This is a genomic window from Agrobacterium sp. GD03872 (assembly GCF_029840625.1).
GTDB classification, from domain to species: domain Bacteria; phylum Pseudomonadota; class Alphaproteobacteria; order Rhizobiales; family Rhizobiaceae; genus Agrobacterium; species Agrobacterium fabrum_A.
Genome location: NZ_JAOCCY010000003.1, coordinates 35,960 through 60,368 on the forward strand (window position 1 = coordinate 35,960; position 24,409 = coordinate 60,368).

The following is a 24,409-nucleotide window of genomic DNA, read 5'->3' on the forward strand; positions in this document are numbered from 1 at the left end:
CCCGGGTTTCCCCGAGGGTTAATTCACATGTGGTTTGATTTAGTCGCGAAGTTCCCGCTGGGGCAGGCCAGAAGCCAGCCAATTGAAGAACCACTGCATTCCGACGATGCGTTGCCCGGGAGCCGCTTGGAACAACTTGCGGGCGTCAGGCTGAGAGTAATCGTCACCGCCAATGGCCGTCACCACACCCTGAGCGCCTTGGAAGGCGGTCGTGATCAGATCACCCGTTGGGTTGCCGAACACGCTCATAGGGTCGGTCTTCAGGCCGGTTGAGCGGAAGTCAAATACGGTCTCGCCAGAAATCAGCGCGGCGGCTGCGTCGATGGGCATAGGAACGAGGGACGATTCGGAAGTGCGCTGGAAACCTGCTAGTGCGAGGTTGTGAAGCGACAGGCGCTCCTTCAGCTTCTTGTCCCTATCCTTGTCGCCCAAGGTGTTGAGATGCGTCTGGCCGATGTAGGTCAACGTGCCGAGGAACATTGCACCCATCATCCCCATGAAGGCTTCCATATCGCGCATGTTCAGCCCCTGCATGAGCGCCCTCGTCCAGGCACCGACAGCGAACGAGCGAAACTGCAGAACGGTTTGGCCGAGAGGACTGCTCATCCACTTCGCGAACTGCCCTACATCGTTCTCCAAGATCATGCTTCGAGAAGCCCTGAACATGGCGCTTTCAAAAGCAGCCGCTGCTTTGCCGTCCCATTTCGCGATGCCCAGAGCTTCAAGCTTCGAGCCTCGCTGAACACCGCCCTTGAAGCTGGCATGAGCGCGGATGTTCTTGAAGATCAACTCTGCATCATCAGCGGTCAGGCCGAGGAGCTTGAGCCGGTCCATGTTCACCTTGTCACCGAACTTCGCCATGTTGACGAACTTCACAGCGAAGGCACGGGAGGCCCACCGCTGAAACACAGCGTTGATAGGAGCCATACCGGAGACCATAGAGACGCCGTGATTGATCGCCTTCAGCTTGGGATCGAGCTGGTCGAGGGTCTTTGCCAGAGGCGTGGTCGAGCGCAGATGCGTCGGAATACCGAAGTCATCCATCTGGGGGCTGAAGCGGCTCGTCACGTGGTCGGTACCGAAGGCCCCGATAGCGTCAAGCTCATCGCCCAGATCGTCGCCCAAGCGCCCCTCTCGGGCCAGCTTAAGCAACTGCCTGAAGGACGGCATACCGGCGGCGAAGGACTTGATACCGGACTGAGATGCGACACGGGCGATTTCGGGAATCTGAGAGAAACCTACCTGCCCCATGAGGCGGGTGAAGTTGTAATCCCTGAGCGCCCTTAGTGTCCGCGCCCAGTCGGAGGATTGGTTCCAGTTCGGAATACCCGCGACTGCGTTATAGGCGAAGCGAAGGTTGTCGATGTCCTTCTCAACGTTGACCTTACTCGGGTCGATCTTGGCCTCTTCGTTGGCCACGCCCTTGACCTGCTCAACCAGCCGATTGAAATCAGACTGGTTTCGAATACCGTCAATGAGCCACTCGCCCGGGTTCTCAGGGTGCGGCACCTTCACCCGTGCCAAGGCGATCTGCCCAGACATAGAGCGGTTATAGGTGTGCATGAGAAGGTTCGCATCGTTGACGTAGAAGTCCTTGACCGACACCTCTTGAGGGACGCCGTAGCGGTCCCGAACAACCATTGAATGGTTTTCGTCGAGAAGCACGCGGTGCTGAAGGCGGCTGTTACCACCGGCCTCAGCGTCCTTCGAGCGGGACTTCGTGAGCGCGTTCATGGCATCCTCGATCTCAGCTTCGGAGAACATCGCGCCGCCATCCTGAAGGCGAACGTCAGACAGGAATGCTCGGAAGTCGTCCATGTCTTCGGCAGCAAGGCCACGGGCCATGCCGATCTCCTGCCCCGCTGAGAGCTTGTTCATGCGGTCGAGGATGGCGTAGCCCATCTTCCTTGCGAGCTTGTCGTCGATGTCTGGCTGAGCCTTCTTGATGGAGGCCGTGAAGAGAGCCGTCAGGCCGTCCCTATTGTCAGAGCCTGTGCGGTCATAGCCGAACCGATGCACCAGCTCACGGGAGCGTTCGAGGTGCGGAATACGGGGGACGTAGCCATCCACACCCATCTCAGAACGGGTGATGCCCTCCTCCCGGGCCTTAGCCCACCAGTCCCGCATCACAGCGTTGAACTGCGCCCCGGCTTCCCTCACCTCAGGATCGAAGGCTTCTTTATCGATGCCCTTGGCGCGCTGCCATGCGGTGATCTGTTCGGAGAACTTCCGCTGTTCTTCAGTGGCATTCCAGAGGCTCACACCCTTGCGCTTCTTGTACTTGTCCCAAGCATCGCCGTAGGCTTTCGCCCATTTGTAGGTCGAGACACGCTGAAGGCGGCGCTGCGTCTCCGATGCGGAGATGACTGTCACCTTGCCCTTTCGGTTACCGACCGCGTTCTCCACGAGGTAGTTTCCGAGGGACCGCACCATAGGGACGCCGGACTTCATGAGCTGAGCCGAGAGGTCGAAGCGAGGGCGACCGTAAACAAGCTCGAAGTTCTCATCGACCTTCTTCCAGAAGCGGTGATTGTCGCGGTCGTCGGTGCGATAGGTCGGCACGTCAGCGCCTGCCTGAGCTGCACCAACAGAGCTACCTTGCGGAGCGACACTCTCAACCGCCTCCCGCTGCATCTGGTGGCCGATGGCATCCATCTGGGCATTCTCAGCTTCGAGCATAGGAGCGCCCTTACGGAACGCCGAGAAGGCACCGCCAAGGACGATACCGCTCCCGATGGAGTACATTAGATCTGACTTCCCCATCATCGGGTTTGTTGCCATGAGCGGGAGATCGACAGCAAGGTTACCGGCCACGCCTTCAGCAGCACCTAAGGCGATAGTACCGGCTCGACCGAAACGGGCAGCAGCGGCAGCCGGAAGGCCGAGGCCGCCAGTGGCTGCGCCGATGGCGAGGGTCGCCGCAATAGCGCCGGGATCAAGGAGCGCGGTACCGAACTGAAGAGCGATACCCTTCCCGCCAAGTGAGGCGAGCTTCTGGTCGGTTTCCATCTGCTTCAAGATGCGGGTCTTGATGGCATCGAAATGCTCCTCAGAGACAGCATCCGCGAACTCTTCGAGCTGTTCGTTCGGGATTTCAGCAGCCCGCTCCTTCAGCAGCTCGGGGGTCACCTTGAAGTTTGGGTCTGGGGTCTGGTAGCCGAGAGCCTTGAAGGGTGCGGCCACCGACCACGTATTGGAGATCGCCATGCCAACAGCGTCAACGAACCCGGGAGCTTCCTCTTTCGCCTTCTTCTCGGCTGCCTCAGTTCGAAGCATCTCAGCGGTATCGTTGACGAACTTATGGGTATCGATCTCGCCGTAAGTCACGGGGGCCGTGGCGGGATTGCTAGCATCGCCCACCTGATAGTCACTCGTGGGTGACAGGGAGTTGGACACGCCACCGCCAGAAATGAGGCTCTCACCCCCTGCCCGCTCAATCTTCTGCGTCCAGAGCTGAGCGAAGTCACCGGCAGAGATCGTATCGGTTTCACCCCTCCGCTCACCCGGGAGGTTGAGCTGGACGGCCTTGCGACCGAGAACCTCAGCGGCGGGCCTGTCGGGAGACTTGAGGATGGTGAGCGCACCGCCGAGGCCTTGTTGATGGGCCATGTAAATCTCACCGGCTGATGGCGCTCGGCCCAGTGCACGAGTCAAACCTTTGATGTTGTCGCGCATCAAGCGAGCGCCAGCATCCGCATTTGCGTAAGGGTCGTACTTGTTCTTCCCCTGCCCGTAGCCCTTCCATGTCCCGTCAAGGAACTGGAAGAGGCCACCAGCCGAGGAGCTGCGGTTCTGGGCGCGTGGGTCCAAACCGCTCTCAATGCGAGCCATACGAATGGCAGTCTCGGGGTCAACGCCGTAGCGATTTGCCGCGTCTGTGATGATGGCCTTGATATCTGCCATTCATGTCTCCTGTGATTACTTCCCCTTTCGCTGCGAGTGTTTCTCAACAACGGCTTCTTCAGCCTTGCGCCGCTCGGCCTGCTTCGCTTCCGACATGGAGCGGTAGGTTACGAGCGCTTCGGGGAACATTGATGTTGGGTAGGTCGAACCCGTGGAGGGGTTCCAGATGAGCCATGAGCCGGTCGAGGTTCCGTCCTGAAGGAGCGAGAGGTCTCCTTCATCGACATGAAGCTGTTCGCCGTACTTGGCCACGAAGGCGCTTACGGCTGTCTGGGCGTAGCTCTCGAAGTTCGGGGGCATCCGCTCATCGCGCTTGATCAGCGTGCCATTGAAATTGAAGTAGTTCTTCTCGAAGCGGGCCGAAGCCTTCTCAATGGCGTCATCCTCACCAAGGCCCATCTTCATGTAGAGCTGAGCGTAGCGGTTCAGTTCCGTCTTAACGGTACCCTCATTGACTGGGGCCGTGCCGAAAAGTCCGGTACCAAACAGGCCCCCGCTCTTCTTGCTCGAAACCACGTCAGCAACCTTGGCGTTGAGCTTCTGGAACTGAGCGCGTTGCGTTGCTTCGTCCTGAGCCGCGCCGGGAGCGCTTGCTTTCATGGCAACCGACATGGAGAGCCGCTGGTCCCATCCCATCTCCTCACCCACGCGCACCATCTCGTAGAAGTCGGCGGCCTTGGAATTGAGGTTCTGTTCGAGGTAAACCGGGGCCTTGCCATACAGTTCGCGGTACTTCTGGTAGCCCTGAATGAGAACGTCAGGCGGCTGGTCGAGGCTGACATTCGGTACCGTAGCTGCGCTGGCTCCAGCATCCATGACGCGGAACCACTCGGGCTGCTTCACGCCATTCGCGGCGAACTCTTCAAGCTCCCGCTCGGTAGTCTGTTCGGGCGTTTCCTTCCGCTCAGCGGCAACCTGACGACTGCGATCAAGCGCCCGCTGTGCTGCCTGCTTCTCCTGATCGTCAGGGGAAACTTCCTTCGTCGCGCCGGTCTTGGTCGGCATCGTGACGGGAGAGCGAAACTTGATCTCGCCTCGCTGCCAAGCCTCATCAAGCTCAGTACCGAGTTGCCCTTCGGCTTCCTCAGCGGTCTTGGCAAGGTTGAGCTTCTGCTGTGCCGTATCGATGCGGCTCAGGAGATCGTTCGCCTTGTTGCCAAGCTTGGCGTCAGTCAGAAGGCTGCCCTTGTAGGGGCCATCCTGTCGCTCGAACTGGAGGTAGGTTTTAGCCAGGGCGAGGTCACCACGAGTAGCTGCCTGATCGGCAAGCTGAAGGACCATCTCCTGCTGCTTATCGAACGGCAGTCGAAGGAGGTCACGGTTCTTTCCGAAGTCGGAGAAGGTGTCTCTTACGATATCCTCAGGGGCTTTCCCCTCAGCCAGTTCGAAGGAAGCCTTCGCGGACCACTTCTCGTAAACGTCTCCAGTCCGCTTCTCCATCTCGAAGGTCGAGCGATCGTCAACGGCCTGCCCTCTCAGGCGGTCGGTAACGGCGGTGATCTGTTTTGAGTAAGCGCCCATGAAGACAGGATCGTTACCGTACTGTTCGAGGTCGCCCTTGATTTGCTCCTGAACGAAGGCGTCGATATCGCCAGAGCCTTTGTCGAAGGAGGTATTGTAGGCTTCCATGATCGCGAGCGAGCGGTCGTAAGCAACACGCTCACCGGCCACTTCACGGCCTGCCAACGTGGTCAGCGCGGGAACCTTCCCTTCCTTGATCGCCATCGCCCGCTGATCTGGAGACATGCCTAGCATCGCGGTACGGGCTGCATCATAGTCCGCATCAAGCGGCTGGCTCTTCGCCTTGTCCTGAACATTGATGAAGTTCTGGAGGCTCGGCTGGATGCTCGCCAGTGACTGGGCAAGCGCCTCCAGTCCATTGGAACCGATAGGGGCTTGCTCGGGTCGGGCGTAGGTGTCCACCGGGGAAGCGACAGGTCGCAGCGAAGGCTTGCGGATGTTTGAACTAGAGGGGGCTTGCACGCGGCCCTTCGCGCCTTTGGCTTCCGAGCTGCGGCGATCTTCATCAATTGGCCTGAGGCCCGGGAGTGTTACCATGTTATCCTCGTCTCGTGAGCTGACGGCTCTTGGAGTTTGTGTAGGAGTCCAGCCCCGCCCCTGCGATCCTCAAGCCAGCATCCCAGAAGGACGGCTTAGCGGCCCGCTGAACCGAGTTGATGCGGTCCTCAGCGTTTGCGCGAACGCCCTTCATTTCGTTGTTGAGCTGCGTCATGCTCCATTCGGTATTCTGATCGATGCGGTCGTTAGCCTCAGCGGCTCGACCGTCAAACTCCCTCAGGAGGGCATCGACCGACAGGCCGGTTACGCCCGCCTCACCGGCTGCTGCTGACGCTGTTGCTTTGGCTGCCCTCGCCTCGCGGGTGTTGTCGATCTTCTCGGCGGCTGCTGCCTCCTGTTCCTGCAACATGCGCTGTTGCGTTTGGAACATCTGATCGCGGGCATTCTGGTTCGCCCTCGCCGCGTTCTCGCGGTAGAGCTGGTTCTGTTGCTCGGCGGCTGCGACTTGCCCTTGGTAACTGACGACCTGAGAGGCAGCCGCAATACCGAAGCCGATCATCGATAGCGGGTCACACATTCCTAATCCTTGCGAACTCATAGAAGGGCAGCTTTCCCGGCCCGGGTGAGTTGATCGTTCTCAGGAACTTGAAGCCAAGCCAACGAAGCCACAGAATGTGGACTGTGTTGCGCTGGTCTACAGCGTTAGCGAGAACGGGAAATTCTTCGTGGAAGGTTTCCACCCAGAGCTTTGAACGCCTGAGGAACCTCGTTTTGTTAGTCTTGATCTCATCGCTTCCGAGGAGCCAGATGTAGCCCAGTTCGGGTTCATTGGAGGGACAGACGCCAAACATGGCGACTGCATTGTCCTCTTCATTCACCACCGAAACGCACTGACGAGACAGCTTAAGGCCGTCCTCAAGAGCTTGCTCGGCACTGGGGGAACCAGCGGCAAGCAGCTCTCGAAGATCGTCAGGGCGAAGTCTGGGGGCTAGATAGGTCACGTCCTCGGGGCGGGAGTGACGTGTTTCCAGCATCACAACCTCTTGGAACGGATTACGTAAAGGGCCTCCCATTCCGCGCTCAAGAAGGCGCAAGGGAGGAAGGTGTCATTAACAATGTCGATGGTCACCATGTCGTTCTTGGACATGATGGGGAAGCCGAAGCGCCCGCCATCCACGGCCACCTGACCGATGACGTTCTTGGCCGAGCCGATCACGCGGCCCGAGAACACGTAAGAGTACGGGTCACGGCGGAAAGGCGTCACGACCACGCGGAAGTAGCCCGTGTTGTCGTAGGTGAGGTTCGCCTTACGGAGCTGAATGCGCCCCTCTCCGACCGTCATCTCTCCACCGCCGATGGCCTCTTCCTTGATGACGAAAGTGGAGAACCTGTACCGCATCACGAAGGAGCGCCCGACATAGAACTTGGAGAGTTGACCGGCAACCTTGAAGCTGCCGCCGTTCAACGTATACGGAATGATCTGCCCCGGCTTCTTGAGAGGGTCGCCGTTTCGGGCGATGATCTCGTAGGGATTTGCGGAGGCCAGAAGGCCCGCTTCCAAAGCATAGGGTGGCGTGATGGTGGTCACATTCGCCACCGCATCATAGGTCACCGTGCAGCGCGCCTCTGTCACCTTGCGGTCGAGGTGCAGTCCGAACTCGAAACCCTCATCCTTGTAGCCCGGGTTGACGGACATGCTCTCAATGAACACGCCATCGGCACGGCGCACGATGAGGAAGAGATCGCTTTCGACGAACTCGACCGAGAGGATTTTATCGGTCTCCGGGAACGTCCACTTATACCACGCCGACTGGAGCTTCTTCTGCTCATTCCAGAAGTACTTGTAGACGTAGATCGTGTTGCGCTCAGTCTCCGAGATCATCGCAATGGTGTCCTCAGAAGAGGAGGCAGCCATCTTGTAGATATCTCTCGGGACGTAGGCCGGAACGTGGGAGGTCACGTCAGAGGCATCATTGGTGTTCGTATCGCCGTCCACGAAATACTCACGCAAGCCGGAGAAGTTGCCCCGGTTGAACGTGAAGTAGACGTTACGGCCCGCGCCAACAGGCCGAGCTTTAAGCGAGCATTCAAACTCAGTCGTCTGGTTGATCGAGATTGTCTGAGGCGTGAGGAGATCGGCAGCGCCGAGCTGGAACTGAGTTTGCTCCGAGAACAGCAAGAGCGTCTCATTGAAGGGAAGCGCGTGCTGGAGGATCGAGACCTTGATATGCGACACGGCCACGTCGATGGGGTCGGTATCAAGAACCTGAGTGGCCGACGATCTGAAGAAATTGAAGAAGTCACCAGACCGGCTGAAAACCACGTTCTCATCCGCGATGAACCCGAGACGGTTGCGGTGGAAGAAGATGTCGTTCAGCGTCTTTCCTACGAACGAAGGCATAGGACTGCTATCGAGGTCGCCGGTTTTGCGCTCAATCCAATCGACGGTTTTGAAGGTGAAACTACCGTCCGCGTTACGGGTCAGCGCGTGGGCCATCGTGGATTTGTTCAGGCGGATGTTCTCGCCACCCTTAACGCTCTCTACCCAGACGCCCGAGCTGGCACCTGTCGCGGTGCTGTATCGGACATAGTAGTTATCGAACGAAGAGGACTGGTCGCCGGCAATCTCCACCGTGAAGCCGTCGAAGCCTTTAGCCGGGAGATCGGAGAACCGCTGAACGCTTCCCTTCACCAGCTTCGTGGCTTGGTCGCCCTGGCTATCGCTGATCGTGATGCTGAAGTTGCCACCATCATTGCGACCAATGAGGATGCTCGAACCGTTCTGGGCGAACCAGAAGCCCCCTGCTACCCCCTGAAGGCCGGAGATTAGGCGCGATGCGATCACATCCGTTTGGATGTCGTTGATATGCGCAGCCGTCGAGCCGTCAGGCGTCTGGTAGGTGTAGGAGGCACCGTTCAACGAGATCGTATACTTCGTACCGTAGCTGCCCTGCTTGATCCACACGAGGGCGTCAGGCGCTCTCACTGGGCTGAGATCGGGGGCCTGTTGCGTCACCACCGTTCGATTGATGATGAAGGTGAAGTCGGCAATTGTCACGGCTTTGAAGGCTGACCGAGGGTCGGCGGCAGTGAGGTAACCCTTCCCGTTAGGGAATGAGACAGAGCGCTGCGTTCCCGTTTTCAGATCGTAGACCTTCAGGTCTCCCCCGCCGATCAGGACTTCATACTGCTCGTTGCGGTCGCGGTTGATGGTGTGCGTAAACAACTCCCCTGAGGGGGCATCCACGATCTTTGCGCGGTGCGTTGTTCCGGCCCGCTTCCGAAGCCCCTCAACGACCGAGCTATGGGCATTCTCTTGGGCTTCCGCTTGGCTTGCCAGACGGAGCGCGTAAGGCTGCTGAGAGACGCCGTTGATCAGGTTCGGGATGGTGGTTGAGACGAGCGCGCCTGCCATTAGCGGGAACCCCCGCCAAACTCACGCCCGGTCACCTGAAGGACCGAGGGGTTATCCCTGAAGACATTGAGGTCGAGCGTCTCGGCTTCTGCCGATTGGAGGTTAGACCACGCCCTCACCTCGTCTCTGGAGTTGAATTGCCAGAGCGTCTCCGAGCCAACCATCCGCTCTTGGAATTGGCGGGCAGCTCGAATGACGATGTAAGACCGTGCAGCCTCTGGGAGCTGGTCGAACGGGAGGAATAGGACGATCCCTACCTTCACCGTCTTGCCGATGCTGAAGGTGTGGTTGATGCGGTCGTAAAGGCGGTTGCCTCGCTGAACCAGATCGAGCCGCGCATCGTCGCCGGTAGCATCCACTCTAAGGGTGTTCGGCGGTAGCGCGATCTCGCCCTCAGGAAAGGACGCGGCCAGCGGGTAGTTGATTTCGGTATTCCAATGCCAGCCTACAACCTGAACGTCTCGACTGGATTGTGTAAGAATTTGACGGGCGACAACCGCGTCAACGATGCCAGTGTCTTCCACCGTGTTCACGGGGCTTTCACCGATAACGGACAGCATAAGGTTGATCGCCTCAAGCTCCGTGGTCGGAGTGAGGGAAAGGACGGACATTGAGCCTCTCAACGGCGAAAAAAAGGGGAGACCCCAGAAGGAGCCTCCCCAATGTATTTACAGGTGGATTGATTAGGTCGCAGAATTGCGGATTTCGACAGCGGCCTGCGGGCGCAGGATGCCGTGACCGACTGCGTACTTCGCGACCATCAGGTGACCCTGACGGCGGATATCGTAGGCCGACTCCATGCCCATATCGAGCAGCTTGACGGTACCGATAGCCGACTTGTGCATGACAAGAGCGGAGACCTTCGAGAAGTCGCCACGGTACTTGTTGCCAGTGCCAGCCTCGACGCCCGTGGAAGCCGACAGGTCGGTCTTCGGGAGGTGGTTCGTCTTGATGATCTGGATGCCCGCGACCTTGAGGATGCTACCCTCAGCGTAGGAACCCATACCACCCCAGTCCTTGTTCAGGTTGTTGGTGGCCTTAACGAGGTTGTAGTACTGGGCCGGTCGAACGAACGCTACGCGCTCTTCTTCCGGTACGTCCTTCTCGTCCATCTTCTGAGCGGCGATGAACAACGCGGCAGCGAGGTGATCACCGTTCGTATCGAAGTTGGGCGTGGACGGCAGACCGTCTTCACCTGTCAGGATAACGGAACCACCCGGCTCACCCTGGACAACGTTCGTTGCGCGGGCTGCGAGGACGCCGACCTGAAGCAGGTGCTTGTCCATCGTGCGGGCGAGGAAGCGGCCCATTTCGGTGGAGTAGATCGAGCGCAGATCGTAGTGCTGCTTGGCCTCATCGATGTTGGCGATGAAGCCGTGCGAGATAAGCAGATCGTCGATGGTGATAACGGTCTCAGCCGAGTTCAGGTTGAGGCCCGTGATCTCGGTACCCGGGACGTGGTACTCACCGCCCACCTTGCCGGTTGCCGGGAACTGAGCCGACTTACCGGAATCGATGGTGCGCGTCATCGTATGTTCGAGTGCGACGTTGGTTTCCTCGAAGGCGGTGAGAACTTCACCGGCGAACTTCATGAGGAACAGTGCATCCACATCACCAGAACCGTTGATCTGACCAATGCGGGTAACGTTGGCGTTTGCCATATAATGTATTTCCTGTGAAGAGTTGGAAGTTGATCAGGCTTCCCGAACGTCTTCACTCGACACGACAAAGTTCTCCCGACGCATCGGGGCTGAGCTTGTTGAGTGGTGTTCTGGGGATTACCTTTGGACAGCCGCGTATGAGGCACGCAGCACTGTCGAACATCTTTCACAGGGCAGTAATTGGCTGGCTCAGTAGGAATCGAACCTACATTCTCCGATTAACAGTCGGACGTTCTACCGTTGAACTATGAGCCAAAGAGACCCCCGAGATGCGCTTCGTCGAGAGGCGTCGGGGGTACGTTTTTTAGAACAGTCCCGGCTTTGCGGGTGCTGCCGGAAAGTCCTTCCGCTTGACGGACAGGACAGATGCAAGCGTTTCGAGGAAGGTCAGAACCTTGGCCGCGATAGCGTCATCCTTGGGGGTCGGGGTCAGGCGCGTGATGGTGACGAGTGCGGCCTGAAGGGCGAAGAGCACGGCGAAGATATCGTCGAGGTGCGCCCAGAGGAGTGCGAGGTAGGTGATAGTTTCCTCCTGTTAGAAGAGAGAAGATTTGGCAAGCTTGCGCTCAACATCCTGACGGTATGCGGCGTCTTTCTTGTAGCGGGGGTCGCGCATTGCTGCGGTCAGCTCAGCGGTCGAGCGGAACACTTCGGCAGAAGAGCCGCCAGTGTCGCCGTTAAGGAGCGACGGTTCGTCACCGTTCGCCTTCTCGTAGCGAGCCTTCAGGCCAGCAACAGCCATCTTCGCAGCCGTGAGGTTGCCGCTATCCACCTGAGCATCGTAGGCTTCGATCTCAGCCTTCGAGAGGTTCTGAGCAGCCCATGTCACCATGTCGGTGTAGGACTGTTCGCCGCCCACTTCGAGGAGAACTTCGGCGCGGAAGAGATCGGCCTTCGCGGTCTGCCCTTCGATGTAGCTGTCCACGAGATCGCGGTCGAAGCCCTTGGAGGCGAGTGCCTTGTAGCTATCTTCCGAGAGCGTGCCGTTGGAAAGGAACTCATCGCTCAGGGCGTTGAAATCCAAGCCAGCGCTATCAACAGCCGAGCGGGCCTCTTCAAGGGGCGTCTCGGTAGTGGCGGCGGGTGGCTCTTCCTTGCCGGTCGAGAGCTTCTTTTCAAGCTCCGCATAGGACGCGGCCAGGTCTTCGGGAGAGGCGAACTTCTCGGGGAGCCATGCGGGGCGCTCGGTAGCTGCGGCGGGCTTCTGCTCAGTCGTGTTTGACTGGGACTGAAACTTCTCGACCATCAATGCGTCATGCTCAGGCGTGCCGGGAGAGAGGGTCTGGGTATCGGGTGTTACTTCAGGTTCCATTGAAACTCGCGTTACTGGGATTGGAGACTGCGACGGAACCCTGAGACCTTTTTCTTCTCAGGTTCGTTCTCAAGACGCGCTGCTGCGATGGATAGGCGGGAGCCTGCCTTGGCAATGCCCACCGATTTTGCGGGACGTGGATAGTCCTGCATCGGTCGAGGTGAGGCTTCTGCGGCTGGTGCGGGAGCCTTATAGGTCTTCCCCTCGCCTGAGACGGAGCTCGACCGTTTACCTTCGTCCCCAGTGGGGCGGGCAGCCGGGACCGGAACAGACTTCTTGGTCTTCTCCATCTCGTCTTTGGTTTTGGTGTGGTAGGATTTCCCCTGCCACTTAAAGGTCGTCTTCCCGGCTGAACGGGCAGCCTTGAAGGCGTCACTGAATGAGGCCATCTGGGTTTTCCTTAATAATCGATAGAGACGATACCGCCCGCATGTTCAGTCCGTTTCGGGCCTGACTTCGGGGCGGGCGCTTCAGAAGGCGAAGGGGCAGTTGCAGCCGCGCTATCAACCGTCTGAGGTTCATTGGACTTGGGCTTGCGTGCCATCCTGTGCCTCCGGTTTGAGTTGATCTCGAAGAATGTCCATGCCCTTCGGGCCGAGCTTATCCATCATCTGCCGCATCATTTCGGCCTGCTGTGCCTGAGCGAGTTGTTCAGGGCTGAGCATCAAACCCGACATGTCGATACCGAGAGCGGTACCAACGCGGGTCAGGAAGTCAGCCTTGTTGACCTCAGGGGGCAGCCCTGCCGCTTGGACGGCGGCACCTGCGAAGAGGTTCAGCTTGTTCATGTCGTGGCCGCGACCAAGGGCCTCTAGGCCGGTCGTGATGGTGGGCTTCACAACGCCTTTGGGGAGCGCCGGGATTTTCCGCTGACGCTCCATTCGGAACATGATCACGCGGACAAGCGGGAGCTGAAATTCTTGCGAGAGGATCGAGTAGACGCCACCTAAGGCATCCTCCAGCTCACCCGCCATGTAGCGAATTTCTTCTGCAGTAACGCGCTCCCCTGCCCGCTGGATTGCGGTGTTCAGGAGGAAGGCGAACGAGAGGCGCTGCTGGATGGTCTCAATCGTCTTGAAGGCGATCTGGAAGTCTGCGAACTTCTCAAGCTGAAGGACGCTAACATCTTCTGCGTTACCCGAGCGAACAGAGCCGGAAGGCGCCTTCGCAATGTCAGTCATCCTCGTGGTGCCGTTAGGGTTCACAAGGAAGAGAACCTTCGCTGCGGCTGCGGAGCCTTCCACGATGGCCTTCTGAAGTTCCTCAAGGGAGAGAAGGTCGCCGTAGTATTCTTCGACGTAGCCGCGCCCATAGTCTTCGCAGTCGATCTTGGTGAAGCGAAGGGCAATCCACGGGCATTTATCGAGCGGATAAGAGCCTCGGGATTTCGGCACGGTCATGCCTTTGATCTCTTGGCGGATGATCCACTTGTCGGCCTGACGAATGACGTGAGTGTAAAGCTCGATGGTCTTTTCGTTGGACGTGGACTTCTGCTTGACGTGCGCCTTCATGGCTTCAGGAACCATGTCAGGCGAGATGTCTTCTCGGGTGACGATCTCAATCACGTTACCCATCGGGTCACGCTTGACCACATAACGGTCGAGACGGAAGACCCTCATACCCCCTTCGGGAGGGAGATAGATTAGGACGTTACCAGCAACGAGGAGCTGCTTGAGTGCTTCGAAGGCAGAGACACGGATTGCCGTGGTCTCGATTTCCGTCATCAAAGCGCGCTCGATCTTGTTCAGACCACGCTCGACCTCGGCTCTCATACCTTCACGTTGGGTAAGTTTCTCCAGCGTGAAGTCGTCGATCATCAGACGGAAGAAGGGAGAGTTCGGAGGGAGCAGCGCCAGAAGGAGCTTTGATGCGAGGTTATTCACGCCCCTTGCGCCGATGCCCTGAAACGGGGTCGGCAGGGTGGAAGACTCGGAATGCCCTGAAGGGGGCATGAGTGACGGGATAGTCAGCTTGGCTGCGGAGCGCGCCCGTTCGAGGACGGACGTTCGGGCATTCGAAAGTTGTTGGTAACGACCGGCTGCTGTTTTTCCGGTCATTCGGGGCCTTACTTCTGAGGGACGTTAATTCCCGTGTTGCCGCCACCTACCCCCGCATCGAGCGGAATACGCAGGCTGGAGCGGCCCTTTCGCTTCGCCCTCAGGGCGGCAGCTTCGGGGGATGCTTCGTCGGGCGTCTGGGGAGCTGATTGATTTACGGTCGCGGCTGGCTGTGCAGGAGGCGGCGTCTGAGCGACAGGCTCAACCTTCTGCTGCGTGACTTTGGGTTTGCACATTACTTGAGAACCTGTGTCTTGATCACCTTCTCATTCTGAAGGTTGTATTGATCGAGGAGGAACCTCACGACCGCCCTCTTCCCACTCTCAAATCGAATCTCATCTATCGAGGTTTTCAAGGAGGGGGATTTCTCGGGGAACCTTTTATCGAGGGCTTCCATGAGGTCTTTCGGGATAGGCGGGAGATCGCTGTGATCCATCGAGTTATCCTTAAGGGTGGGGTAATTGCCGATTGTCCTTGGAGCGGTCTTCACCCCAAGGATTTAATTGCTGCGATGATCTCCTCGCGACGGCTGAAATCCATCGAGATCGTCGCAGTTCTGGTCTCGAACACGAGGAGGTTCCCCTTTCGGGAAACCTTCAAGTTGCTCGGCAGGTTTTCATTCGTGTGATCTTGTAGGGTCACTTATTCGGCCTTCGGGGTCTCCTCGGCAGCCGGGGCCGGAGTGGCTTCAGCCGGGGCGCTCGGGGCAACTTCGGTCGGAACAGCCGGGGTCGGTGCGGGTGCAGGCTCAACCGGTTTGTCGTCACCGAAGAGCCGCGAACCGAGCCAGTAACCAGCGAGGCCGCCGAACATGCCACTGAAGAAGCCACCGCCACTGCGCTGCTGCTGGATGACGGTCGTGCTGGAGTTATAGGTCGTCGAAGGGCGATACGCCGGGGCCGGTCGCGAGTAGGTCGATGATGGTCGCGAGTACGAGGTCGAGGGTCGGCTGTAGGAGCGTGACGAGAACGACGAGGAGCGGAACGAGCTGCCACCACGGAAGCCGCCGAAGGACTTGGCCTCAGCGATTGCCGGGGCGATGGAGAGGATTGCCACGAGGGCGAGTGCCAGAAGGCTGGAGAGATACTTCATTTGATCCACCTGTGATTACAATTGGTTAAACGTCTTGAATGTAGGACGCAAAGCTCAGCACCTTGCCCTTCAGGTCAAAGAGACTGCCTGTGTTGAAGATGAGATGATGCCATTCGCGACCTCGGAGTTTGCCTTCATAGGCACCGCCTGCTTCCCGCGAAGGGTCTGGTCGAACCACCTTGACCGCAAAGCCGCCAAGCCCCCTCACGAGGTCGTATTCGTTGGGGAAGCGAAGATCATCGACAACGACATTCACGCCTTTGTCGCGGAGCTTCTCGATCTTCGCCCGGGCCACGTTAGTCCAGAGGTCCTGATCGATTGCTTCCCGGCCCCAGTCTGTCCCGAGCGTCTGCATGATCTGACGCGGGGTAACGGTCTTGAAACCGGGAATGACGGTTTCCTTCAGGTCACCTTCGATCATCCGCTCGACCATCTCAGCCTCGAAGCCCATAGACTTCAAGAGACCACGCGCCATGTCCTTCAATGGGCCAGCGAACTTCACGTTGACGTAGCCCTGAGCGATCAGCACCTTGGCGACCTCAGACTTTCCACTGCCCGCCGCGTCACTGTAGAGCGCAACGAGCTTCCCTTTTGGCTGCCACTTCATGTCCCTCTCGGGGCAGCATGAGCGCAGCAGAGGGTTTGTCTTCTTCTTCTCACGAAGTTCGTCCTCGGTCATAGTTGAGCTACAGCCGGTACAGCGGAGAACCATCCCGTTTACTGTGGACGCCATAGGATTGGCTCCTTCTTCTTGAAGTCATAGTCAGAGGCCCGGAGAATGCGGGCAACGCGGGCTTGCGTGAGGGCGTCAGCTTCCGTCAGTCCCTTCTTTTCGAAGGCTTCCACGATGCGTCCCCAAGTCCCGAGCAAGTCGAGATTGGCAGCGTCACTGACGGGACCAAGTAGCTTCTCGGCGGCCACGGGACCGATGCCAGGGCAACCGGCATAGCCATCCGTCGCGTCTCCCGTGAGGGTCTGGTAGAGGTGCCAGTAGTCGGCCTCAGCTTCGCTGACGTTGACGATTTCACGGGTGGATACATCCCGGCAAAACAATCCCGGGATGGTCTTCATGTCCTTGTCGATGGACACGATCACCCGCTCATGAGAGCTGAGAGGGCCGCCCTTCATGGTAGCGAGGATGCCCATGCAATCGTCACCTTCGAGGCCGGGGCGGAAGTACGCGCACAGCTCTTCGATCATCCACTCCTTGATCCTCATGAGGACAAGGGGCTTCTTGATGTTGGAACGGTTGCCCTTGTAGGTGGCGAGGACAGACTTTCGAAAGTTGCCGAGACTGTCTGTGAGGCAGAGCTTGTATTCGTCACCATCCAGTGACGCCATCGCCTCGTCGAGCATGTCTTTGACGTTAGCCTTGACTACGTTTTCATCGACGTGCCAAGTCCAGTAACCGTCTCCCCAGTGTGTCGCCACCTCGCAAGACGAAGCGGCCACATAGGCCACCACGTCAGCGTCGATGAGGAGGATGCGCTTAGACAAGAACCGCCTCCTCCGCTTCCATCGCCGTCCAGAGGACAAAGCCGACATAGGCGTATTCATCGGGATAGAGAGCCTCGTAGGCTTCGTTGACCGCCTCTTCAGGAGGCTTCGTGTCCCAGATGATCGGGACGATTGTGTCGCCGCTTTCGGTGCGGCCAAAGGTAACCCAACGCTTCATTAGAAACGCCTCCTGTAAACTTCCATGACGTGCGGGTAGAGCCGGTTCATGAGATCGTTGGTGATAGCCTCCGCGATCTTGCGAAGGGCGGCTTTGTTATGAGGTTCCCGCTCAGTCTCAAACTCATCCACTGGGATGACTTGATCGAAAGATTGACCGTTGATCTTGAAGACCACGCGATGCAGGTCTTTGAAGTTCGCTATCGAGCGGTGGCTTGAATAGGTGACAAACTCGACACGAATGTCAGGGAGCTGGTGACCTATGATCTCGGTAATGGAGCCGGTCGCTTTGTCCTGGAGTTGCCCGTAAAGACGAGCTGCATCGGCGGCGTCATGCGGTTGTTGAGTGACGGTCGTGTAAGTATCGCCACCTCGCAGGGAGAGTGATCGATCAAACATCACAGGCACCATTCAATGATGCGCATGATGATCAGCGTCACCAGAGCAACGACCGTCAGGATAGATACGTACTTTGCTTGACGCTCAGTCATGATTTCTTCCTGTGAGTGCATAAAGATGGGAAAGGCCGGTCGGTGTGATCAGCCACTTGCGGGAGTAGAGACCGCAAGCAACGCGGGTCGTGATGAAGCCGTCACTGGCAGCCATAGCCACCAGATCGGCGTGTTCACGGGCGAAGTTGGATTTGGTCTTGAAGGGTTCCTCCAAGGCCCGGGTGAGAACCTCAATCATCGGAGGGCTTCCTTGTCTGGAGATACATATCCATCGGTGCATCGTAGATGATGCCGAAGTCGTGGAAGAGCTGAGATCGGTGGGCGCGAGTGGCCTCATCAGCTCGGCGGGCGCATTCCCGCACGTCTCTCAGTTTGACTTCCAGCCACTGAGCGTAGCTATGGAAGGCGTAGTACCTGTAGTCTCTGCGAGCGTATTCCTCTCGAAACATCAGTGGGTTTCCTTCCAGTTGTTTCCGATCTTGAACTCACCATCAATCGGGCAACCGAAGGCGAAGAAGGTTCCCGCATCGCGCATGGCCTGAACAACGATCTGCCCCACCTCGTCCGCCAGTTCAGGACGGCACTCGGTTTGGATTTCATCGTGGATATGAGCGACGAAGGCGTAGTCACGACCGAAGACGTAACCACGAGTGGATAGTTCTTGATACGCCAAGATCATCGAGACCTTGGAGATGAGTGCACCGGCAGATTGCAGGAGCGTATTGAGCGCGGCATGAGCCGAGCGAATGTGCAGCTTGCGACCGTCGAGGCCGATAAGCACGCCACCTGCACCCGCTTTGAACCACCACTGCTTGGCGCTATCTTGCCTCCAGAGGTGTTCGTATGACGGGTTGACGAGGAGCGGCTTGGCCTTCGGGACGAACCCTAGAACCTTCAGCTCGACGACTTCACGAAGGCGGCGCAACGCCGGGGTCTTCGCAAGGAACTGTCGCTTGAGCTTCTTGCCGATACGCTTCTGTTCCTCAGGGGAGGCGTCAGGAGCAACGATGCTTCCAATCTTCTGATCGCCTGCCCCGTAGAGGAAAGCGTAGATGAAGGTCTTGGCGTCGTTACGGGTCGGCAGACCGGCAGCATTTTGGTTTACAGTATGGATGTCACCTTCGAGGACGATACGTCCGTATTCGCCCCCGTCGAAGAGGGCCATGAAGTGAGCGAGACACCGCAACTCCAAGCCAGATAGGTCCGCACCAACCAGAACCCAACGTGCGGTCGTGGCGAAAAGAGCGCGGCATTCAGCTCCGTAAGGACTGCCCACACGCGGCACCTGAGCCACGTTCGGGTTACTGTGAGTGCAGCGCCCAGTGACCGCACCATTGGTGTTGACCGAGCCATGAATGCGTCCCTTTCTGACGAGCTTGAGCCAAGCCTGATCGCCTTCGGCCAACTGCCCTATGCGCTTCTCGACGAGGAAGTGTTCAGCGAGAACCTTGGCCTCGGGATATGGGAGAGCCTGAAGGATCGTTTCGTCGATCTTCGGTTGACCTGAGGGGGTAAACTCCTGAGGCTCCCATCCCATCGCTTGAAGACGATCTGCAATCATCTGCCTGGACGATGGGTTGAACTCGACCATCCACTTCTTCGTGAAAGGTTCGCCCTTCACGTAGCCGCGTTGGCGGTTGTTCACCTTAGGAATGAACACCTCGGTCTTCTCGACCGGAGGGAACGCTTCCTGTAGCTCGCCCGAGATTTCCAGCCGCCGCTTGACAAGCTGGTTATAGAGCTTGACCGCTTCGTCCTCATTGAAGGCGAAGCCGTGGCGCTCCTGCATTGCGATGATCTTGGCGAACTCGTGTTCAATCCAGAGGGACTTTTCGGTCGGCTCTTTCTTGACGATGCGGGCGTACAACTCCGCAGTGACGGTTACGTCCTGCTCGCAGTAAGTCTGCATTTCGGGGGTCCATGTGGCCCAGTCGGAGGTCTCACCGAACTCCCCCTTGAGAACGCCGAGGCGGTAGCCCCAAGCCTTCAGGGAGTGGGAACCAACGAGCTTGCCGGGGTACCCCTTACGAACCTGCTTAAGATCGTGGTCGGCAATATCCGCCCAGATCAAACGGGAGCAAACCAAGGTGTCTGTGATTTTGCCTTTCGGCTCAAACCACGGGTACACCTTCTGCAATGCCGGGATGTCAAACTTGATGATGTTGTGACCGATGATCTCATCGGCGTGCATCAAGGCATGAAGTGCATCCTCAACCGTCCAGTCGGTGATGATCGTAATGTCATCGGTGCTGTAGCGGTGAGGAGTGCACGAGAACGTAAACCCACTGTCGGGGTCTCGCAGGACCAATGAATGCACCTGAGTTAAGGTGTCGAGTAATCCATCGGTCTCGCAATCGAATAGATAACGAGCCATTGTCGTCCTCTCGCTGGAGTGACTTATTCACGGGTGGATGTATTTAGTCGGACGAAAGCAGCGCGAACGAGACGCCCTCGCTGTAGTAACCGTTTGAGGTTCCGCACCAACGGATAGTGACGGAGCCTTTTATCGTGGCTGCCCTGTAGAAGGTCCAAGTCGAGGTGCCGTACTCATCGTTGTTCTCACCGTCTTGGCTTGTGACCTCCGCCATCAGAAGCGGAGTTCCGATTAGGTCTTCGAGGTCACCGGCAATGTCCTCAACCCACACGCTCTCGCAGCAATCTTGCTCGTGATACATGAGGTAGCGTTCGCCATCGGCGGTGGTTATCTCGATCTCTGTCTGATCATCATTGACGACAATCACAGTTAGGGTTTTCCCCAAGAGGCTGGAGAAGTCCTTCCATCTGCTGAGGCAACGGTACGCCATATATTCACCTGTGAGTTAGATTGGTCAAAATGGGATGCTGTCACCCTCTGGTGACGATTCATCTCCGAAGCCGGGGTTGCTTGAAGGTTCGTCGATGGGAAGTAAGCGCCCCGTCGAACGGTCGTAGAGGATGTAATCGGCCTCACCTGTCTCACCGAACTCGCGGCACTTCAGGACACGGGCAAGCGAGGTGTTTTTATTCTCGCCCTGCTGGTCGCGTTCCAGAGCAACGATGTTGTCGCTGAGCTGCTTGAGCGCACCGGAGCCACGAAGCTGGCTAAGAGTGACGCGACCGCCCTCCTCGTGAGGCTTCCCTTCAGGCTGCTTGAGGTGGACGATTGCGATGATGCCTAGTCCGGTCTCTTCGATCAGAGAACGCAGCTTCGTCATGAGCTTGTCGATATCTCGACGCTCGCCTTCGCCACTGCCTTCAGCCCCCGAGACCACGATTGAGATGTGGTCGAGAACAACGAAGTTGCAGCCGAGAGCCACCCTCAGATACCTGATCTTCGCCAGAAGACTGTCAGCCTCAAGCGAACCAAAGTGGTCGTAGAAGAACATCCGCTGATCAATCACGTCAGCCTTGGATGATGCCCAAGCCTCGGGTGTGATGATCGAGGGGTCTTTCCGAAGGTTACCCAAAGGGACGCTGTTATGGATGGCGATGTAGCCCTGAGCTGTCTTCTTCAGGTTCTCTTCGAGATAGATGTTTCCGATGGTCAGCTCGTGGTCCTGATGAAGACCGTAGGCGACCTCGCGGGCCAGCGTTGATTTACCAACACCAGAACCGGCAGTGAGCAACGTCAGCTCGCCTTCGCGAATGCCGCCGATCATCTCATTGAGTTTCGGGTACCTGATCGAATAGCCGGAAATAGGTTCCTGCATCATGTCGATTGTGATGGCTGAACCATCTACAATACCATCAGGGCGGAAGTCTCGGGCCTGCCAAATGGCGCTGATGATCTCCTCACCTTTCCCCGCCAAGAGCAACTCGTTGGGGTCTTTCATTGTGAGGTGCGCGATCTTGCATTTTCCCGGGGGGAAGAGCGGGGCGCACTCAGCTACGGCGTCTCGCCCTGGCTGATCCATATCGAACATGAGGATGACTTCCTCGAACGAACAAAGCCATTCGAGAACTGCGGTCAAAGCTTTCTTGGCGGATTGCGCACCATTCTGGATGGAAACCACAGGCCACTTGTTGCCCTGCACCTGACTGACCGACATAGCGTCAATCTCGCCTTCGGTGATGATGACCTTGCGACCACCGGCCCGCCAGAGATTCTGCCCGAACAAAAGTGCGGGCTTCATGTTGCCGGTTACCGTGAAGGTCTTATCCTGAAACCGTATCTTCTGAGCGGTGAGGTTTCCTTCAGCATCGTGGTACGGTGCGATGTGGACAAGTTGATCTTTGAAGTGGCCGATTTGGTAGCCAAATTTCCGGCAGGTTTCTTCGGTGATGCCGCGCTTCGAAATGGCGCGGTATTCCCCGCCCGAGATGAGGTCTCGCGACATCTTAGATTTCCTTGAGAGTTGAGGGTCGGAGCCATCTCCCGGCTCGTAATAGTGACAGCCATAGCAATGAGCATGACCGTCCGAGTAGCGGCCAAGGTTGTCCCTTGAACCGCATTTCGGGCATGGCTCCTTACGGACGAAGGAGCTGTCGTTTTCCATGATTACCGATAGTAGAGAGGTAGCCTTTGAAGCTTCCTAATGTGGTCTTCCGCTTCTCCAAGACTGTAGGTCTTGTAGACACGGCCCCAATATTTGATGCCGAGGAATGACCTTCGCTCGTAGACCACGAACCTGCCCCAACCATCGGAAGAGGTATCAATCTTGAAGCGCGGAGGAATGCAGGAGTTGTCCATTTCCATGGTTACTTCTCCACGCATACCGAATAGGTACGGCTCATGCCCATACCGTCCATCGCATTGGCGGCAGACTTAAGGGCTGCCTCACAGGTTGCCTGAGAGGTAAACTCTGCGGTGGTCATAGCGGAGCGGCCATCACTGCCCCAGTACATAATCAGCAGAATGAACGCGACGGTCTTCATTCGGTTACCTTTACGAGGTTGTGGGAAGGGACACAGGAGGTAAACTCGGCGGTCGAGCCTACCCGCTTGATGCGAACCATCTTCGGGGTGAAGCTGTGGATCGTGTAAGGGCCTGAGAGACCGGCGTACCGGCCTCCCACTCCATGAACCACGAGGTCACCGACGCTCAGTTCTTTCTTCATGAAGTCCTTCATGCTGCCACCCGACCGACATTGCGGAGGGAGTATTCAGCGTAGACCTTGCCGTTAAGATCAGTCTTGATGACCGTCTTCACCTTGTGGCCTGCCTTCTTGATTTCCAGAATACGGGCTGCGAGGCGCTCAGCACCGAACAGCGAACGGGCCTTGATCGGGGTAACCGAGTTACCGCTGAGCATGTACTTGACGAGGCGGTCGCACTGGCTGCCCTTCTTGAAGGTGATCGTCTTGGCCTTCGGGGTGGCCGCCTTGACGGCTTCGACAACCGGCTGTTCGAGCAGGGTCATGTCTTCAGCAGAGGTCCAAGCGCCGTGCTGACTCTTCGTCTTCCCGTCGCAAGAATGCCCCCAGTAGGGGCGATCAAGCTCAACGGCGAAGAGGTTGAAAGAGGGCGTTGGTAGTGCCTTGACCGTGCCGACGCCATACGGACTGCTGACTCGATCACCGACCTTGAAGTCAGAGGTGAGGAACTCGTATTTGTATTCGAAACCGAACGCCGTGGTCCAAGGCTTCACGCGATGAGTGAACTTAATCTCTACCCAACCTTCACGGTTCTTCAGGCTGACGACAACGCCTTCGCCTAAGGACGGCTCTTCACGATGGCGAACGCGGTCGCCCACTTTGAAAGTGTTCATGTGTTTCTCTCAGATGTTGAGGACGTAAAAACGAAAAGACCCCCACGGCACGGGGCCATGAGGGTCGCTGGAGGTTTGCTTAAGGGTGGGGTAATCAGCCCGGGAGGCGGATGAGCTGGCCGACTTTAAGCTGCGTCGGGTCAACCAAAGGGTTCGCCTTCTGGAGTTCAGCCGCCGTGTAGCCGAAGCGTTTGGCGAGGCTGAAAAGCGTGGGGTTCGCTGAGGTCACTTCGACGGCGCGGATGATGAGGCCGTCATTGTCGAGCTTGATGGGCGGGGCGGTCTCGGCAAACACGCCAGTCTCGCTGATCCACTTGCGGGTATCGAACGAGGGGCAGTCCTTCTTGACGCCTGCAAAGTCTCGATGTCCCTGAACGGTGACGCCGGGGTACTTCGCCTTCAGCTCCCGAAGCTTGGCTGCGAGGGCCGCGAACTGGGCAGGCGTGAAGTTGTTCTCAGCCTTGCCCTTGGCATCGATACCGCCGACGAGGCAGATACCGATGGAGTTGGAATTGTGGTTCTCTACGTGAGCGCCGACCGTATTCTCGGGCCGACCGATTTCAACGGTGCCATCACGACGAATGACGAAGTGATAGCCGATATCGATCCAGCCCTTTTCGCGGTGCCACTGACGGATTTCTTTCGCGCCAATGTTCATCGTCGAAGTGGTGGCCGAGCAATGCACGACGAGGTAGTTGGTCTGCTTACGCAGCGTGAACATGCTACTCATCGATCCATTCTTGGGGGATGGTTTTGGCCGCGTACTTGAAGCCGTGCTTCAGGCACCAGTCGGCGTAAGTTGTCTTGGAGGTTTTGGAGATGCGGGCGTTGGGGTTCGAGAACACGAACCGGATATCGAGCGAGGGATGCTGAGCCTTGATGAGGATGTGCTTCTGCCTGTCCTCGGTTACAAAGCGTCCCTTCGTCTCAATGTAGATGCCATTCGGCAGCCGGAAATCGGGGGTGTATTTGGCCTTCCGTTCAGGCTTGACGTAAGGGATAACCTCTTGCTCGTAGCGGGGGTCGATGCCCCTCGCCTTAAGCTGATCTGCTACCTTGTCTTCAAGCCCTGAACGGAAGCCTTCTCGAATGCCCACCGCACGCAGTTGAGATGCGCCTGTGCGGTAGGTCATGTATT

The 24,409-nt window shown here is 57.8% G+C and carries 25 protein-coding genes and 1 tRNA gene; all 26 read right to left on the reverse strand.

The features are described from left to right. Nucleotides 1-39: 39 nt before the first annotated feature. The 26 genes from N5D22_RS07670 to N5D22_RS07795 all read right to left on the reverse strand — a co-directional run bounded on the left by N5D22_RS07670 (nucleotide 40) and on the right by N5D22_RS07795 (nucleotide 24,404). Entirely contained in the window at nucleotides 40-3,903 is a 3,864-nt protein-coding gene (locus tag N5D22_RS07670; RefSeq protein WP_279658764.1) for a transglycosylase SLT domain-containing protein, read from the reverse strand. 15 nt (nucleotides 3,904-3,918) lie between these two features. Next, nucleotides 3,919-5,961 carry a hypothetical protein gene (locus N5D22_RS07675; RefSeq protein WP_279658763.1) on the reverse strand — a complete coding sequence of 681 codons (2,043 nt, stop codon included), beginning with the start codon at nucleotides 5,959-5,961 and terminating at the stop codon, nucleotides 3,919-3,921. Nucleotide 5,962: 1 nt separating this feature from the next. Continuing rightward, nucleotides 5,963-6,499: a hypothetical protein gene (locus N5D22_RS07680; protein ID WP_174008577.1), complete on the reverse strand. Its 537-nt coding sequence runs from the start codon at nucleotides 6,497-6,499 to the stop codon at nucleotides 5,963-5,965. Next, nucleotides 6,492-6,956 carry a hypothetical protein gene (locus N5D22_RS07685; RefSeq protein WP_174008578.1) on the reverse strand — a complete coding sequence of 155 codons (465 nt, stop codon included), beginning with the start codon at nucleotides 6,954-6,956 and terminating at the stop codon, nucleotides 6,492-6,494. The genes N5D22_RS07680 and N5D22_RS07685 overlap by 8 nt, the downstream gene beginning before the upstream one ends. Next, the gene (locus N5D22_RS07690; protein WP_279658762.1) at nucleotides 6,956-9,337 is read right to left on the reverse strand and encodes a hypothetical protein; all 2,382 of its coding nucleotides are present in this window, start codon (nucleotides 9,335-9,337) and stop codon (nucleotides 6,956-6,958) included. Before N5D22_RS07690 ends, N5D22_RS07685 begins: the two co-directional genes overlap by 1 nt. After that, a complete protein-coding gene (locus tag N5D22_RS07695; protein WP_279658761.1) occupies nucleotides 9,337-9,948 on the reverse strand; it encodes a hypothetical protein in 612 nt (203 codons plus the stop codon). The genes N5D22_RS07690 and N5D22_RS07695 overlap by 1 nt, the downstream gene beginning before the upstream one ends. A 72-nt stretch (nucleotides 9,949-10,020) precedes the next feature. Next, nucleotides 10,021-10,998 (reverse strand): phage capsid protein, encoded by a 978-nt coding sequence (locus tag N5D22_RS07700; protein WP_065656108.1) that lies wholly within the window; start codon nucleotides 10,996-10,998, stop codon nucleotides 10,021-10,023. Nucleotides 10,999-11,179: 181 nt separating this feature from the next. After that, nucleotides 11,180-11,253, reverse strand: a tRNA-Asn gene (locus N5D22_RS07705). Nucleotides 11,254-11,302: 49 nt separating this feature from the next. Beyond that, nucleotides 11,303-11,473 (reverse strand): hypothetical protein, encoded by a 171-nt coding sequence (locus N5D22_RS07710; protein ID WP_158006750.1) that lies wholly within the window; start codon nucleotides 11,471-11,473, stop codon nucleotides 11,303-11,305. A 60-nt stretch (nucleotides 11,474-11,533) separates the two neighbouring features. After that, the gene (locus tag N5D22_RS07715; RefSeq protein ID WP_279658759.1) at nucleotides 11,534-12,310 is read right to left on the reverse strand and encodes a hypothetical protein; all 777 of its coding nucleotides are present in this window, start codon (nucleotides 12,308-12,310) and stop codon (nucleotides 11,534-11,536) included. An 11-nt stretch (nucleotides 12,311-12,321) separates the two neighbouring features. After that, a complete protein-coding gene (locus N5D22_RS07720) occupies nucleotides 12,322-12,699 on the reverse strand; it encodes a hypothetical protein (RefSeq protein WP_279658758.1) in 378 nt (125 codons plus the stop codon). Between the two features lie 129 nt (nucleotides 12,700-12,828). Next, nucleotides 12,829-14,367 carry a portal protein gene (locus N5D22_RS07725; protein WP_279658757.1) on the reverse strand — a complete coding sequence of 513 codons (1,539 nt, stop codon included), beginning with the start codon at nucleotides 14,365-14,367 and terminating at the stop codon, nucleotides 12,829-12,831. Between the two features lie 235 nt (nucleotides 14,368-14,602). Then, nucleotides 14,603-14,803, reverse strand: coding sequence for a hypothetical protein (locus N5D22_RS07730; protein WP_279658756.1), 201 nt, complete (start codon nucleotides 14,801-14,803; stop codon nucleotides 14,603-14,605). A gap of 206 nt (nucleotides 14,804-15,009) precedes the next feature. After that, nucleotides 15,010-15,459 carry a hypothetical protein gene (locus N5D22_RS07735; RefSeq protein ID WP_279658755.1) on the reverse strand — a complete coding sequence of 150 codons (450 nt, stop codon included), beginning with the start codon at nucleotides 15,457-15,459 and terminating at the stop codon, nucleotides 15,010-15,012. Nucleotides 15,460-15,484: 25 nt separating this feature from the next. Then, complete coding sequence (locus tag N5D22_RS07740; RefSeq protein ID WP_279658754.1) at nucleotides 15,485-16,138, reverse strand: hypothetical protein; 654 nt, start codon at nucleotides 16,136-16,138, stop codon at nucleotides 15,485-15,487. A 38-nt stretch (nucleotides 16,139-16,176) separates the two neighbouring features. After that, a complete protein-coding gene (locus tag N5D22_RS07745; RefSeq protein WP_279658753.1) occupies nucleotides 16,177-16,956 on the reverse strand; it encodes a hypothetical protein in 780 nt (259 codons plus the stop codon). Beyond that, nucleotides 16,949-17,134: a hypothetical protein gene (locus N5D22_RS07750; RefSeq protein WP_174008589.1), complete on the reverse strand. Its 186-nt coding sequence runs from the start codon at nucleotides 17,132-17,134 to the stop codon at nucleotides 16,949-16,951. Before N5D22_RS07750 ends, N5D22_RS07745 begins: the two co-directional genes overlap by 8 nt. After that, nucleotides 17,134-17,532 (reverse strand): hypothetical protein, encoded by a 399-nt coding sequence (locus tag N5D22_RS07755; RefSeq protein ID WP_279658752.1) that lies wholly within the window; start codon nucleotides 17,530-17,532, stop codon nucleotides 17,134-17,136. The genes N5D22_RS07750 and N5D22_RS07755 overlap by 1 nt, the downstream gene beginning before the upstream one ends. Before the next feature lie 84 nt (nucleotides 17,533-17,616). Then, nucleotides 17,617-17,823, reverse strand: a complete 207-nt coding sequence (locus tag N5D22_RS07760) for a hypothetical protein (protein ID WP_065656098.1) — start codon at nucleotides 17,821-17,823, stop codon at nucleotides 17,617-17,619. Between the two features lie 210 nt (nucleotides 17,824-18,033). Beyond that, on the reverse strand, nucleotides 18,034-19,959 hold the full coding sequence (locus N5D22_RS07765) for a DNA polymerase (RefSeq protein WP_279658751.1): 1,926 nt from the start codon (nucleotides 19,957-19,959) through the stop codon (nucleotides 18,034-18,036). Between the two features lie 43 nt (nucleotides 19,960-20,002). Then, nucleotides 20,003-20,389, reverse strand: a complete 387-nt coding sequence (locus tag N5D22_RS07770; protein WP_279659059.1) for a hypothetical protein — start codon at nucleotides 20,387-20,389, stop codon at nucleotides 20,003-20,005. 24 nt (nucleotides 20,390-20,413) lie between these two features. Continuing rightward, nucleotides 20,414-21,901, reverse strand: coding sequence for a DnaB-like helicase C-terminal domain-containing protein (locus tag N5D22_RS07775; RefSeq protein WP_279658749.1), 1,488 nt, complete (start codon nucleotides 21,899-21,901; stop codon nucleotides 20,414-20,416). 361 nt (nucleotides 21,902-22,262) lie between these two features. Continuing rightward, on the reverse strand, nucleotides 22,263-22,439 hold the full coding sequence (locus N5D22_RS07780) for a hypothetical protein (protein WP_279658748.1): 177 nt from the start codon (nucleotides 22,437-22,439) through the stop codon (nucleotides 22,263-22,265). 190 nt (nucleotides 22,440-22,629) lie between these two features. Then, a complete protein-coding gene (locus N5D22_RS07785; RefSeq protein ID WP_279658747.1) occupies nucleotides 22,630-23,271 on the reverse strand; it encodes a helix-turn-helix domain-containing protein in 642 nt (213 codons plus the stop codon). A gap of 94 nt (nucleotides 23,272-23,365) precedes the next feature. Beyond that, a complete protein-coding gene (locus N5D22_RS07790) occupies nucleotides 23,366-24,001 on the reverse strand; it encodes an N-acetylmuramoyl-L-alanine amidase (protein ID WP_139102980.1) in 636 nt (211 codons plus the stop codon). Next, the gene (locus N5D22_RS07795) at nucleotides 23,994-24,404 is read right to left on the reverse strand and encodes an endodeoxyribonuclease (protein ID WP_279658746.1); all 411 of its coding nucleotides are present in this window, start codon (nucleotides 24,402-24,404) and stop codon (nucleotides 23,994-23,996) included. The genes N5D22_RS07790 and N5D22_RS07795 overlap by 8 nt, the downstream gene beginning before the upstream one ends. Nucleotides 24,405-24,409: the final 5 nt, after the last annotated feature.